Below are 14,713 nucleotides of genomic sequence, written 5' to 3' on the forward strand. Positions count from 1 at the left end.
AAGACGTAGATGGCCGGGACGCGGCCCGGCCATGACGTACGGAATGGTTGGTATCAATCGCCGTTGGTAATAACAGCCTCTCAAAACAGATCAGCCAAAAACAGATCAGCCCTGGCCGCGCAAAACAGCCAGAGCTGATCTGTTGAGGGCTCCGCCCGTGGGCGGCGGCGCTCAGCGCGCCGGAGCCGGAGCGGGCGTCGGCGCCGGGGCCGCAGGCTTGGGCGGCTTGGCCGCGGCCGGCGCGGCGCCGGGCTTGGCGGGCGCCGGCGCAGCAGCCGGGGTCGGCGGCGGATATTTGGCGGCGATCACCGGATCGAGCTGGGCATAGGCGGTGTCCGGCAGCCGCTGCCAGGTCTCGTCCTGGCCGAGCATCGGCGTCATCAGATAGCCGCGCAGCGTCAACGCCTGGCCATCCGGGCTGACCTTCATCTGCGCGCTCCAGATGTCGCCATTGCGCGGGTCGAGAATGTTGCCGCCGATATATTCCAGCCCCTTCCGCTTCATGTCGCGGATCAGCGAAATGCCGAGCACCGGCTGGCCCTTACGATCATCCTCGCATTCGTCGCAGACCAGATTGGGGTCCGATCCCGGCTGCGGGAACGTTTTGGCGACCACGCCCTCAAACAGGCCATTGCCACGATCGAGCATCAGCACCCAGACCACTGGCTTGCCATTGTCGCTGCGTTGCCACAGGCCCGCAGCGGTGACATCGGCGGCCCAGGACGGCCCGCCGCCCGCCAGCATTGCGATTGCCAAGGCGGTCACCGCGAGACCGCGCTGAAGCTTCTTTCCTACCATTCGCATCATCACCGGATTCTCTCGGTTGGTGGCTATCTATCGGTTGGATAATTCATCTTATCATACGCCGCGGGTGGCAATTTGATGATCGATGCATGCAACCAGAAGCTTATGACTAAAATGCAATCGCGCTTTGCGAGAATTTGGTCAACCAATCCGTCTCTGGGCGCGAATGCGATGCCACAGCATGCGCGCTTCGCCGCCGTTGCGCGTTGTCCGAGCGCAACTGGGTTCCCGCAGAATCTAAGTCAAGAAAGGCCGCTGCAGCGATCGCTGCGCCGGCTATAGGCTATATTATGCCACCTTGCGCAGCATGAAGCTGATGCCGTCTGGCGAGCTGACGTAACCGAGCCGCGCCAGCGAGGCGAGCACGTCGGCCACCTTCTTCTCAGTGGTCTTGGTGCGCTTGAACTGTGCCGCGAGGCCCTTGGCATCGATCGGCCCCGAGGCAGCCGCGAGCGCCGCAAACACCGCCGCGGTCTGCTCGACTGCACTCGCCGGGAACGACGGCTTCTGTTGTTTTTCGCCAAGGTCGAGGCTGGCTGCGATCTGCGCCCCCTCCTCGGCCACCGCCTGCTTGTCGACGCCCTTGGCAAAACGCGGAATCTGGTAGTCGGGCCGCAGCCAGCGCACCAGCCCGCGCTTTTCTTCAGCGGCGCGCTCTTTGTTGAGCGCCACCAGCCGCGCCAAAATCTCATCGTCAGTAAGGTCCGCTGGCCAGCCATAGGCTTCGGCCACCGCGACATCGAGCCGGTCGTGCAACTCCTTGAGGATCAGCACGAGGCCATCGTCGAAAATGCGCTGCTCGTCCGGCGTCAGTACATTGCTCTGCTCGTCATTGACCGTCGAACTTCTCCTCCCGTCATGGCCGGGCTCGTCCCGGCCATCCACGCCTTTCTTGCGGGCGCGCACCGAAGACGTGGATCCCCGGGACGAGCCCGGGGATGACGGCTGTGCCTGCGGCACGGCTCCCGCCTTGATCCGCTCCAGCACATTGTACAGCCCGGTCAGCGTCAGATGCGGATGCTCCGCCAGCACGCGCTTGCGATGCGCATCGAGCTCTTCGGCGCTGACGCGAATCGTCTGCTTCTGAATGTTGTTGGCGTCGGGAAAGGGAAAGGGATCGAAACACTGAGACTTAGTGTATCGTGGCCGATCCTCGAGCGTTCCACCTTGCGCCAGCGTCCAAGTCACATGGAGCCGGGAGGACAAGACCCCGAGATGAAACGCATCATCCGACCCGATGGCAACAAGCATGTTGTCGGGCAGAATTGATGCATCGAGAAATTGAAAGACGCGATGCTTGGTGGTCTCAACCGTAGCGATGTAGCGACGAAGATCAACCAGTGCAGGTCTAAGGTCCTTGCGAGGCTCACCAAAAACCCACCAGTTCAGGCGATAGCTGTCCCGGTTGTTGGCGTCGCGTTCAGGCTTAACTGTCGTGGCGAGGTGCTGATAGACTTCTGGGAATCTGCTCTTCACCTCTTCGGCTTCGAGCCCAAATAGATCGATCACCATCACGTTGCGCGATCGGCTCGTTAAATCCCGACCATTGCGATAGTCCCTGATATGAGCGTTGAGCCCCTCTCGCCGCTCCAATCCAAGGTGAACAGCCTCCTCTCTAGAGATAATGAAGCCCGAGCCGTGCAACTTCACTCCAGGAGAGCAAACGCCTTCATTTGCTCCAAGCTCTCCGGCTGCAGTCACATCGACACCGATCGTAAGGTCTGAATTAATCAGCCCCAACCGCCCTTCGAACTCAATCTCCGGAGTATCAGTATCGAGCTTGGCCTCTGCTACGGTCTCTTGTAGCAGTCCGTCATGTTTCCCCGTGACGGCCACGGTCATGGCGATCCGCACCGCCGCTGCATCCGGCGTCGCCTTGGTCCATGGGTGATCGGGGATCGCCATGATCAACGAGATCGGTTTCTTTGCCTTGAGATACTTCTCCATTACCCGGCGCTGAAACACCTGTGAGATCGAATTGGTGGTCACCAGACCAAAGCGGCGCAGCACTGTGCCCTTGCGCGTGAGGAGTTCGGCAGCGCGATCCCACCAATACATCACGAAATCGGCGGACTCGTTCATGTGCTTGTGCGCGGCCCACAACTCTTCCGCATACGGAATACGGCTGCGAACATCCTTGCCGCCAATGAATGGCGGATTGCCGACGATGAACTCCGCCGCCGGCCATTCCGGCCGGCGCGGGTTCGGATAGGTCTCCTTGCCGCCCTCGATCTTCGGCAGCGGCGCGCCGTCCCATGTCAGGACCGCGTTCTTGACCTGAATGTTCTTGAACGCTTTCAAGATCGGCTCGTCGGGCGCGCCGCCCTTGGTGCGGAAGTGCCATTGCAGATAACCGATCCACAGCACCAGCTCTGCGATTGCCGCCGCGCGCGGATTGATCTCCATGCCCAGGAACTGATGCGGATCGATCGAGTGCGAGCCGAGGCCGCGTAGCGCTTCCTGGCCGCCGAGATCGAGCAGAGCTTCCAGCACCTCGCCTTCCAGCCGCTTCATCAGCTCGAGCGAAACATAGAGGAAGTTGCCGGTGCCGCAGGCGGGATCGAGCACCCGCGTCTGGCACAGCTGATCGTGGAATTTCTGCACCGCATCAGCCGCCCCCTTGAGGTCGCCGGCGGCGCGCAGCGTTTCGGCGGTGGCCTGCACGTTGCGCCAGTCCTCGCGCAAGGGCTCGATGATGGTGGCGATCACCAGCCGTTCGACATAGGCGCGCGGCGTGTAGTGCGCCCCGAGCCGCTTGCGCTCGGTCGGATCGAGTGCCTGTTCCAGCAGCGTGCCGAAGATCGAAGGATCGACCTCCTTCCAGTCATAGCCCGCAGCCTCGCGCAGCTCGCCGATTTCTTCGCGGCCGAGCGGTAACGCAGCGCGATTCTTAAAGAACTCGCCGTTGAAACGCTTGACCTTGGTTTTCAGCGCATGCGCCCACTGGCCAAGGTCCATCGCCTCCCAGAGCTGGCCGACATCGTGCACGAAAGCTTCAGGATTGTTCTCGCACTCTTCCAGCAGATTCTTGAACGCGTTCTCCGGCAGCAGTTCGACATCCTCAGCGAACATCGTAAACAGGCAACGCATCAGGAACATCGCGACGTCGTCGGCGACAAAACCCTGTTTCTCCAGCGCGAGCGAGACGTGCGCTAGCCGCCGCGCAATGTCGCGCGTTACCTTGGCCGAAGCCTGTGCCGGATCGAGCGCCTGCGGATCGAGCCAAATTTTCTGCAACCGCTCGCGCACGTCGTCGTTGCGCAAGTCTTCGAGATAGATGCGGAAACTCTGCCGATCCGGAAACTGGGTGTAGTTTTTGCCCTGGCCCGTGAAGTCGGCATAGACCTCGATGCAATGGCCGACGTCGCACACCAGAATGAACGGCGGCCAGCCATGCGAGGCCGGCAGCGCGCGGGCGTATTCCTCGGCCTGGCGCTTGGCGTTCAGCATCAGCACGTCCCAGGCGCGATCGGCGCCGCGCCGCCCGCGGCTGCCCTCGGCCGCACTGGCGAACAGCTCCGACTGGCCGGCGACCTTCTTGAGGCCCTTGAGCCGGCTCTGCTTGGCTTCCAGGACGAAGCAGCTTTTTTTGTAGAGATCGATGCGGCCGTAAGAGGCGCCGTCGGTGCTGCTTTTCTTCACCACGCGCTCGAACACATAGTCGTTGTGCTCGTGGGTGGCGTCGGCGGGATCAGGCTTCGGCAGCCCCAGCAGCGCGATCAGCTCCGTGAGAAACGAAACGTAATTGGCGCGCTCCTGACCGCCCTCGCGGTCTTGCCAGCGCGCAATAAATTCTTCAACGGCCGAAACGTCCTGGTCCCCCATGCGTGCAACCTAGCGGGGAGTTTTGCTGTCGTCCACATCCGAACGGACAGTTCCTGACACACCGAGGCACCCTCTTTGGTCGAGAGGCGGCAGGCGTTGCGAGAAGCGATGGGCTGACGCGCATCCGGCAATCCCGCTTTCAAGACGCAAAAAGCCCGGCGATGCGGGGCATCGTCGGGCTTTGAATGATCGAAGCGGATGACGCTTAGCAGCAGATGGCGCTTAGTTGACGCCGAGCTTCTTCTGCAGATTGGTCGACGAGGTGGTGTACTGGAACACCACGCGCTTCTCCGGATAGACGTACTTCACGGCCTTCTGCGCCATCAGCGCACCCTCGTGGAAGCCGGACAGGATCAGCTTCAGCTTGCCGGGATAGGTGTTGATGTCGCCGATCGCGAAGATGCCGGGCACGTTGGTCTCAAAGGTGCCGGTGTCGACCGGGATCAGGTTGTTCTCGAGCTGCAGGCCCCAATTGGCGACCGGGCCGAGCTTCATGGTCAGGCCAAAGAACGGCAGCATCGCATCGCACTTGATCTGCGAGATCGAGTTGTCGTTGAGCTTGATGGTGGCGCCTTCGAGCTGGCCGTCGGCACCCTGCAGCTCGGTGATCTGGCCGATCTTGAGATCGAGCTTGCCGGAGGCCACCAGCTGACGCATCTGCTCGACCGAATGCGGCGCGCCGCGGAATTCGTCGCGGCGATGCACCAGCGTCATGCTCTTGCAGATCGGGTTGAGGTTCAGCGTCCAGTCGAGCGCGGAGTCGCCACCGCCGACGATCAGGATGTCCTTGCCGCGGAAGTCTTCCATCTTGCGCACCGCGTAGTGCACCGACTTGCCTTCATAGGCTTCGACGCCCGGCACCGGCGGGCGCTTCGGCTGGAACGAGCCGCCGCCAGCGGCCACGACCAGCACGGTGCACTCGAACACCTTGCCGCCATCGGTGGTGACGCGGAACCCCGGATCGCCGATCTTCTCGACGGTCTCGATCATCTCATTGAGATGGAATTGCGGATTGAACGGCTTGATCTGCTCCATCAGGCTCTCGGTGAGGCCCTGACCGGTGATCATCGGAATGCCGGGAATGTCGTAGATCGGCTTCTCGGGATACAATTCGGCGCATTGTCCGCCGACCTTGTCCAGGATGTCGACCAGATGCACCTTGATGTCGAGCAGCCCGAGTTCAAACACGGCGAACAGTCCGCAGGGGCCCGCGCCAACAATAAGGACATCGGTTTTAATCGCTTCGCTCATGGTCTTCTTTGCGCTTGGTTCGTGCTGGGAGGGCAGCCTTGCAGGCTGCGGCGTGTCTAGCCAAAGCGGCCAGTGGAGGGAAGCGATAAATAGGGGCCGGCCCCGCCCGCGACCTTGTTCTATCTCAAGAACTGCGCTGTAACCGCTCAAAAAGCTGCCGGAGAACGCCCGTGACTGCACGCTCCCGCGACGCCGCGACGCCGCGCCTTGAGAACTTCCCCTATCGACTTTCGGATAACGTCCGGTTCGGCGATCTCGATCCGAACCAGCACGTCAACAACGCCGTCTATGCCACCTATTTCGAGTCCTCCCGGGTCGCGCTGGTCAAGGACAAGGCCAATGGCCTGATGCCGGAAGGCTATGGCTGGGTGCTGGTGCGGCTCGACATCCACTTTCGCTACGAGCTGCACTGGCCCGGCACCATCGAACTTGGGCTCGCGGTACACAAGATCGGCCGCACCTCGGTGCATTTCGATCAGGCGGTGTTTTCCAAGGGCGTTTGCGTGGCCTCGGCGCGCTCGATCACCGTGCTGGTCGGCGCCGAAAGCCGCAAGCCGGCGCCGCTGCCGGAGGACGTGATCCGCAATCTGCAGCGCTGGCAGGGATCAGGGCTGTCCGCGGAATAACGCCGACCGCATCAAAAACGCCAATGGCCGGGACAAGCCCAGCCATTGGCAAAATCACTGGCAGCAGCGCGCGGCAGCTGCCGCCGCGTTCTGGTCGTCAGGCGAGCCAAGCCAAGCCATCCGGCAGGACGGCTTTGGCGCGGCTCACAGCGACAAGATCGGCCCTTGTTAGGCCTGACGCTCGGGGACGGTGACCACCAGGCCGTCCAGCTCCTCGGTGACCTTGATCTGGCACGACAGCCGCGAATTCGGGCGCACGTCGAAGCCGAAATCCAGCATGTCTTCTTCCATCGGGGTCGGCGAGCCGGTCTTTTCGCGCCAGGCGTCGTCGACATAGACGTGGCAGGTCGCGCAGGCGCAGGCGCCGCCGCATTCAGCCTCGATGCCCGGCACCGCGTTGCGGATGGCCGCCTCCATCACCGTGGCGCCCTCCTCGACCTCGACGGTGCGGGTTTCTCCGGTGTGATCGACAAAGTTGATCTTGGCCATGATTGCTCGTGTGCTGATAACAAAAGGGGGAAATGTTTCGGGCTGTCCTATAACGGCTCGTTCCCGGTTTCGCCAGGGTGCGGGATCAAATCTGAACCGCTATCGCGTTTTCCCACCGCCGCGACGCTGGCCCGGCTATTTCCATTTCTGGCCCGGCTATTTCCATTTAATGTGTCGGCTCAGCTGGCGCGGAACCGGCAGAAATCGCATCCGACCAAGGGCATAGACCCATCGGCGCCGCGCGGCCGCCTTCGCCGCGAGCCTTTAGTTCTGTTGCAGCCGCCGCCCGATCGCTTCCAGCGCCGCCTCGACCGCGCCATGCAGCGCGTCCAGCGCCCGATCGCGGTCGCCGCCATGGCGCAGCACGATCTCGAGCTGCTCGGCGGTGTCGGCCACCTCGCCGGCGCCAATGCCGCGCGCAGAACCGCACAGCCGATGCGCCAGCGCGGCGGCATCGTCCGGCCACAGCGCCAGGCGGGCCAGCAATTGACCCGCCTGGGTCACGAACATGGTCAGCACTTCGCGCGCCAGCGCGTCATCGCCGAGCGTCATCCGGTCGAGATGATCCAGGTCAATCGGCAGTTCGTCCGGCACGATCGAAGGTGACGGCATCCAGGCAACCCGTTCGATTTCCAGCATCAGCACCCCGCATCGGACCCGCTCGCCGACGGCGTCGGCCCGCTGCGCACAGCAAATCACGAAAATGGTTACCAATTCTGGCTGTGGAAACCCGGCGCAAAGTCCAGATTTCGGCAATATTTTGCAGAAAAGTGTGGCTTCCGTGGCTTTCCGAGCCGCTTTTTTTCCTCGCGGAGCCGCCGTTAACGATGATTAAGAATGTCTTAACGGCAACCATTTCATTCGCATCGCCAAGCCAATAGGATGTTTGCTGAAGTGGTGGACAAGCTGGCGGCATCGAGAGGTCTTCCTGTCGAGCCGCGAGGACCGGCGGGCGGGACGCGACTTTCGCGAAAGATCCCCCGGATGCGTAGAACAAGGGCGTAAACTGCACATGGCCAACAATCCCAAGAAAGCCAAAGATCCCACCGAAGTTGCGCTGTCTGCGATTCAGGAAGCCCTGAACATCGACACGCCGCCAGCTTCGGGCGAGACCAGCCCTGCCCGGGCTGACGCTGCCGCATCCAAAACAACGACGTCGCCGGGAGACCTTGCGGCCGAGCCGCGGGTGGTTCCCGAGCGCGCCAGCTTCGACAAGCTGGCCGAACAGTCGCTGTCGGGGCGCCCGGCCAATGATGATCGCGAGACCATCGGCCAGCTGCTCCAGACGATTCAGAGAAGCCGCCCCACCCGCAATGTCTACGCTCTCGCCGGCATCTTCGCCGGCGTCTGGCTGCTTGGCGCCGGCCTGCTCACCGCCAGCTTCTTGCCCTCGCTGCAGGCCGCCATGGGCCAGAGCGGCGGCGTGCTGGTGCTCGCCGGCCTTGCGGCGTTGTTCTTCGCGCCGGTGATGCTGTTCTTCTTCCTCGCCCATCTCGCCTGGCGCGGCCAGGAGCTGCGCATGATCGCGCAATCGATGGCGCAGGTCGCGGTGCGGTTCTCCGAACCGGAAGGCGTCGCCAGCGAGTCCGTGGTCACCGTGGGGCAGGCGATCCGCCGCGAAGTCGCGGCGATGGGCGATGGCATCGAACGCGCGATCGCGCGCGCCAGCGAACTGGAAGCGCTGGTCGCCAACGAAGTGTCGGCGCTGGAACGCGCCTATTCCGACAACGAAGTGCGCATCCGCGCGCTGCTGCAGGACATCGCCCATCAGCGCGATAATCTGGTCGGCCAGGCCGAACAGGTGCGCAGCGCCATTTCCGGCGTGCAGATCGATCTGCGCCATGACATCGCGCTGATTTCCGACGCGATCGCCTCGCGCGTTGACGAAGTCGCCAAGAGCATCACCAGCGCCCTGGAAGAACGCGGCGCGCACATCACCAATGCGCTCAGCTCAGCCGGCGACCATATGATCCTGACGCTCGGCGAGCGCGGCGGCGACCTGCTCGACCGCTTCGAGGAGGCCAGCGCCGAAACCACGCGCGCGGTGCTCGACGCCAGCGAGCGGCTGACCACCAGCCTGAATTTCAAGACCGGCCACGTGCACGACGAATTCGTCGACCTCGCCGATCGCGTCCACGAGATGCTGAACCAGCGCATCGAGCGCATCACCAGCGAGTTCGAGCAGAAGGCCGCCGTCATTGTGGAAGGCATCTCCGAACGCGCCGAGCAGGTGCATGACGCGCTCAAGAATTCGGGCGACTCGCTGCTGGTCGAACTCGACCTGCGCAGCACCGACCTTGCCAGCAAGATCGACGACGCCGGCAACCGCCTCGCCACCCAGGTGCTGACCAGCGGCGACAAGGCCAGCGAAGCGCTGGATGTCACCGTCAACACCCTGGTCGCCAAGGTGATCAGCCAGACCGAAAACACCCACGACACGCTCAGCGTGCAGATGAGCGCGTTCGACGAGCTGGTGCGCAACAAGGGCACCGAGCTGGCCGAGAAATTCGCGCGTGACAGCGGCACGCTCGGCGCGCTGATCACCCGTCACATCAGCGAATTCGATCACACCGTGAAGACCTATGGCGGCGAGATCGTCGAGCGCATGGGCCAGCGCAGCCAGGAAATCTCCGACGCGCTCAAGACCTATGTCGACAGCTTCGACAGCAAGATCTCGACCACCGGCACCGGCATCACCGCCACGCTCGACTCGCGCCTCGCCGAGTTCGAGTCGATGATCGACACCCGCGTCAGCAATCTCGACAATTCGCTGGAAGGCAGGCTGAGCAGCTTCGACGCCATGATCGGCGGCCATATGGGCGCGCTCGACCAGACCTTCGATCTGCGTGCCAAGTCGGTGATCGAAACCATCGACACCCGCATCGACAGCCTCGCCTCGACGCTGTCGGACGGCGCCGCCCAGGCGATCGACTCGATCGACTCGCGCCTCAGCCATCTGACCCAGTCGCTGACCGAGAACGCCACCAATGCCACCCAGGCGATCGATGCCCGCCTCGGCCGTCTGACGCTGTCTTTGACCGAAGGCGCCGCCAACGCCACCCAGGCGATCGACGCCCGCCTCACCGAGCTGACCAACACCCTCACCGATGGTGCGGTCAGCGCCACCGAGGCGATCGACTCGCGGCTGCATCACCTCACCAGCACGCTCACCGATGGCGCCGCCCGTGCCACCGGCGAAATCGACGCGCGGCTGCATGAGCTGGCGCTCACCCTGACCGACGGCGCCGCCAAGGCAACCGAGGACATCGATATTCGCCTGCAGCGTCTGACCTCGACGCTGACCGAGGGCGCCGCCAACGCTACCGACGATATCGATGCGCGCCTGCAGCGTCTGAACGCGACCCTCACCGAGGGCGCCGCCAACGTCACCGACGATATCGATACCCGCCTGCAGCGCCTGACCTCGACCTTCACCGAGGGCGCCACCACCGCCACCCAGGAGATCGACACCCGGCTGCGTCAGCTCACCGTCACCCTGTCCGAAGGCGCCGCCAGCGCCACCGGCGAAATCGATCAGCGGCTGCGCCAGCTCACGGTCACCGTCACCGACGGTGCCGCCAGCGCGACCCAGCAGATCGACAACCGCCTCACCCACCTCGCCGCCACGCTGGCCGATCGTGCCACCCGCGCCACCGAGACCATCGACGGCCGCCTCGGCGACCTGACCATGGCCCTGACCGACAGCGCCACCCAGGCGGTGCAGTCGCTCGACACCCGTCTGGCGCACTTCACCCAGTCGCTGACCGAAGGCACCGTGCAGGCGATCGCGGCGATCGACAATCGCATCGCCCACGTCACCGAGACCATCGACGGCCGCACGCTGCATCTCGAGCACACCGTCACCGCAAGGTTCCAGGAGATCCACGAGGGGCTCGAGGTCCGCGTCGGCGCGGTGGCCAACGAGATCGACACCCGCGTGTCGCAGTTCGAAGACCTGCTCGGCTCGCGCATCGAAGCCGTGGCCGGCCGTATCGAAAACAGCGGCCGCCACGCCAGCGACAGCCTAATGGCGCGCGCCGAAGAACTGTCGATCGGCATCCGTTCGCACGTCGAGGACGCCGAGCGCTCGCTGACCCACCTCGTGGTCAACACCAGCGAAACCATCCAGACCGGCGCCCGCGCCGCGCAGGAAGCGCTGCTGTCGGTCTCGACCGAAGTCGGCGCCCAGCTGAAGCTGACCTCGAACGAAATCGAGAGCGGCCTGACCGCGGTCGGCATCAACGCCGCCGAGTCGCTGGTGGCCCGCGCTCGCGAGGCGCAGTCCAACCTGATCAACGCCTCGAGCGACGCCACGCTGCAGATCAAGGAGCTGGCCGAGGAAGTGGAACGCACGCTGTCGGCTGCCGGCAGCTCGACCGCCACCGCCCTGCTCGCCGGTGCCCGCGAGGCCCAGACCACGCTGGTCTCGACCTCGACTGACGTCGCCAGCCAGATGCGCACCCTGTCGGCTGATATCGAACGGACGCTGTTTGCGGCCGGCTCGACCACCTCCGACGCCGTGCTGTCCGGCGCCCGCGCCGCGCAGACCGTGCTGGTGGAAGCCTCCAGCGAAGCCGCCAGCCAGGTGCGTTCGCTCACCACCGATGTCGAGCGGACCCTGTCGAGCGCCGGCGCCAACACCGCCGAAGCGATCCTCAACAGCGCCCGCGATGCGCAGAGCCGTCTGGTGAGCGTGGCCACCGACGTCTCGACCCAGGTCAAGTCGATGTCGGGCGATGTCGAGCGCACGCTGACCGCGGTCGGCACCTCGACCGCCGCGGCGATCCTCGCCGGTGCCCGCGAAGCGCAGAGCACGCTGGTCAGCGCGTCGTCGGAAGCCGCGACCCAGGTCAAGAGCCTGACCGAAGACGTCGAGCGCACCATCACGGCGGCGGGCCGCAACACGGCCGACACCATCGTGAGCGGCGCGCGCGAAGCCCAGGCCAGCCTGAGCTCGACTTCGGAAGAAGCCGCCAATCAGGTGCGCACCACCGCGCTCGAAGTCGAACGCACGCTCACCAAGGTGGGCGCGGACACCGCGGCCGCGCTGCTCGACAACGCCCGCGAAGCCCATGCCAGCCTGGCCACGACTTCGGAAGAAGCCGCCGGTCATGTGCGCTCGGCCGCGCTCGATATCGAGCGCACGCTGATCAAGGTCAGCACCGACACCGCGACCTCGCTGCTCGACAGCGCCCGCGAAGTGCAGGGCACGCTGGTGACGGTGAGCAGCGATGCCGCCAGCCACATGCGGTCGATTTCGGCCGACATCGAGAAGTCGCTGACCACCGTGACGGCCAACACCGCCGACACCATCCAGAGCAGCGCCGCCAACGCCCAGAACACGTTGGTTGCGGTCTCGAACGAGGTGGCGGCCAAGATGAAGACCACCTCGGCCGAGATCGAGCGGTCGGTGTTCGCCGCCAGCGGCAGCTTCGGCACCACCATGACGAGCAAGACCGACGAGATCGTCAGCTACGTGCAGCAGCAGACCGATCGTCTGTCGCAGATGATCGACGGCAAGCGCGGCCTGCTGGTCGATGCGATCGGCGGCAAGGCCAATCAGCTCACCGTTGATATCGACCGCGTGACCGCTGATGCGCTCAAGGCGATCGAGACCCGCGGCAAGGCGTTCTCGCACACCATCGTCACCAACAGCACCGACGTCGCCCGCACCATCACCGGCGCCGGCGAGCTGGCAACCAATGCGGTCAACAAGTCGATCAAGGACCTCGAACTGGCCTCGCGTTCGGCGATCGAGCAGTCGCGCCAGGTGTCGATCGCGGCCGTGACCGAGATGCAGGAAACCAGCAAGATCCTGCGCACCGACACCGTCGCGCTGTTCGAACGGCTGCGCGAAGGCAACATCCTGCTGCAGGAAGTGCTGACCGGCGCCCACGAGAACCTGAACTCGCTGGAGCGTGCGCTGGTGACCCGCGTCGCCGACTTCGTCACCACCATGAACGACGTCAACTCGCGCAACGGCGTGGCGACCCAGGCTCTGGAAGATCAGCTCACCGTGTTCAACGGCAAGACCGCCAAGGCTCTGGAAGACCTCGGCGCGCTGTCGACCCAGTTCGCTGCCCACGGCCAGGCTCTCGAGCAGGCCGCGGCGCTGGTCGAGCAGAGCAACCACAGCACCAGCAGCTCGGTGGCGCAGCGCAAGTCCGAACTGGAATCGCTGGTCACCACCATCGACCTGCGCACCGCCGATCTCGATCAGCGGCTGACCCGGTTCACCAGCCTGCTCGACGAGTCGCTGGCGGCGGCCGAAGAACGTGCCCGCGACATCGCCCGCATCGTGGCGGAGACCGCCGGCACCGGTTCGAGCACCATCACCCGGCAGTTCGAGACCGTGCGTGAATCCGCTGAGGAACAGCGCCGGCTCACCGTGGCCGCGATGAACGAGCTGCAGCAGCAGAGCAGCCGCGAAGTCGAAACGCTGTTCAAGCAATCGACCGACAAGTTCGCTGCCATGGTCCAGGGCATCAAGAAGATGGCCTCGGAGATGCACGCCGAGTTGGAATCGACCCGCGAAGAACTGCGCCGCGGCGTGCTGGAAATTCCGCAGGAAACCGCGGAAAGCACCTCGCAGATGCGCAAGGTGATCGTGGATCAGATCGAGGCGCTCGCCGAGCTGAACCGCATCGTCGCCCGCCATGGCCGTGGTCTCGACGTGTCGACCACCAGCCGCGCCAGCGTGCAGCGTGAAGAAGAGCCGTCGCTGGTGACGGCGGGCGCCGCCCGCCGCGAAGCCCCGGCGCGCCAGCCGGCCCGGCCGCGTGAAGCGCCGCCGGCCCGTGAACCGGCGATGCGCGACTCGAGCGCCGCAATCCTGCCGCCGCCCGACCTCGGCCTGCCGCCCAGCCGTCGCACCGAGGCGCCCTCGGTCGCCCCGGAAGCGGACCAGGACCGTGACGGCTGGCTGTCGGATCTGCTGAACCGCGCCGACAACGAACGCGAGGCCCCGCGCCCCGCGCCGCGTGCCGCGGCCACCCCGCCCGCCTCCAGCGCCAGCCCGCTTGACTCGCTGACGCTCGACATCGGCCGGCTGCTCGACCGCAACCTCGCGGCCGAGATGTGGGATCGCTATCAGCGCGGCGAGGCCAAGGCGTTCTCGAAGCGGCTGTACACCCCGGCCGGCCAGAAGGCTTTTGACGAAGTCGCCCGCAAGTATCGCAGCGACCGCAGTTTTAAGCAGACCGTCGATCGCTACATCACCGAGTTCGAGCGTCTGCTCGACGAAGTGGCGCGCGATGAACGCGGTCCGGCGGCGCTGCGCAACCACCTGCTGTCGGAAACCGGGCTGGTGTACACCCTGCTCGCCCACGCTTCGGGCCGGCTCGGCTAAGCACCGCGCCAGGCACACGGCAATAGCCAGGCACACAACAGCCAGGCACACAACAGCCAGGCACATAATCAAAGGGCGGGAGCGCAAGCTCCCGCCCTTTCCTTTTGGCCGCTCGCGTTCCCGGACCGGCGTTCGGGGACATCGCCGACGGTGTTCGGAGAGATGGCCGACAAGTGTTCGGGGACATGCCGGAGGGTGTTCGGGGACATGCCGGAGGGTGTTCGGAGACATGGCCGACAGGTGTTCGGGGACATGTCAGACGGATGTTCGGGGACATCACCGACACATCGGCGGACGGCATCTGACCGCTCAAGGCCAAGTCCATGCTCGGACGAGTCTTTCCCTCCCCCCGCGCAGCGGTGGGGAGGGT

7 protein-coding genes are annotated in these 14,713 nt (G+C 64.6%); 2 read left to right on the plus strand and 5 right to left on the minus strand.

What is annotated here, in order from left to right; genetic code table 11:
* Positions 1-171: 171 nt before the first annotated feature.
* The 3 genes from BJ122_RS14520 to BJ122_RS14530 all read right to left on the minus strand — a co-directional run bounded on the left by BJ122_RS14520 (position 172) and on the right by BJ122_RS14530 (position 5,880).
* Positions 172-798 carry a DUF2147 domain-containing protein gene (locus tag BJ122_RS14520; RefSeq protein WP_110781874.1) on the minus strand — a complete coding sequence of 209 codons (627 nt, stop codon included), beginning with the start codon at positions 796-798 and terminating at the stop codon, positions 172-174.
* 294 nt (positions 799-1,092) lie between these two features.
* Entirely contained in the window at positions 1,093-4,629 is a 3,537-nt protein-coding gene (locus tag BJ122_RS14525; protein ID WP_110781876.1) for a class I SAM-dependent DNA methyltransferase, read from the minus strand.
* Between the two features lie 222 nt (positions 4,630-4,851).
* Positions 4,852-5,880: an NAD(P)/FAD-dependent oxidoreductase gene (locus BJ122_RS14530; RefSeq protein WP_110781878.1), complete on the minus strand. Its 1,029-nt coding sequence runs from the start codon at positions 5,878-5,880 to the stop codon at positions 4,852-4,854.
* A 170-nt stretch (positions 5,881-6,050) separates the two neighbouring features.
* Here BJ122_RS14530 and BJ122_RS14535 point away from each other — a divergent pair, with 170 nt between their 5' ends.
* Positions 6,051-6,506, plus strand: a complete 456-nt coding sequence (locus BJ122_RS14535) for an acyl-CoA thioesterase (RefSeq protein ID WP_110781879.1) — start codon at positions 6,051-6,053, stop codon at positions 6,504-6,506.
* Between the two features lie 168 nt (positions 6,507-6,674).
* On the opposite strand, the gene BJ122_RS14540 is transcribed toward BJ122_RS14535, so the two are convergent.
* Together BJ122_RS14540 and BJ122_RS14545 are read right to left on the minus strand one after the other, a co-directional pair.
* A complete protein-coding gene (locus tag BJ122_RS14540; RefSeq protein ID WP_110781881.1) occupies positions 6,675-6,995 on the minus strand; it encodes a 2Fe-2S iron-sulfur cluster-binding protein in 321 nt (106 codons plus the stop codon).
* A 264-nt stretch (positions 6,996-7,259) separates the two neighbouring features.
* The gene (locus BJ122_RS14545) at positions 7,260-7,634 is read right to left on the minus strand and encodes an Hpt domain-containing protein (protein ID WP_110781953.1); all 375 of its coding nucleotides are present in this window, start codon (positions 7,632-7,634) and stop codon (positions 7,260-7,262) included.
* Between the two features lie 373 nt (positions 7,635-8,007).
* Here BJ122_RS14545 and BJ122_RS14550 point away from each other — a divergent pair, with 373 nt between their 5' ends.
* Entirely contained in the window at positions 8,008-14,343 is a 6,336-nt protein-coding gene (locus BJ122_RS14550; RefSeq protein ID WP_110781882.1) for an apolipoprotein A-IV repeat region-like domain-containing protein, read from the plus strand.
* Positions 14,344-14,713 lie beyond the last annotated feature (370 nt).

Source organism: Rhodopseudomonas faecalis (genome assembly GCF_003217325.1).
GTDB classification, from domain to species: Bacteria; Pseudomonadota; Alphaproteobacteria; order Rhizobiales; family Xanthobacteraceae; genus Rhodopseudomonas; species Rhodopseudomonas faecalis.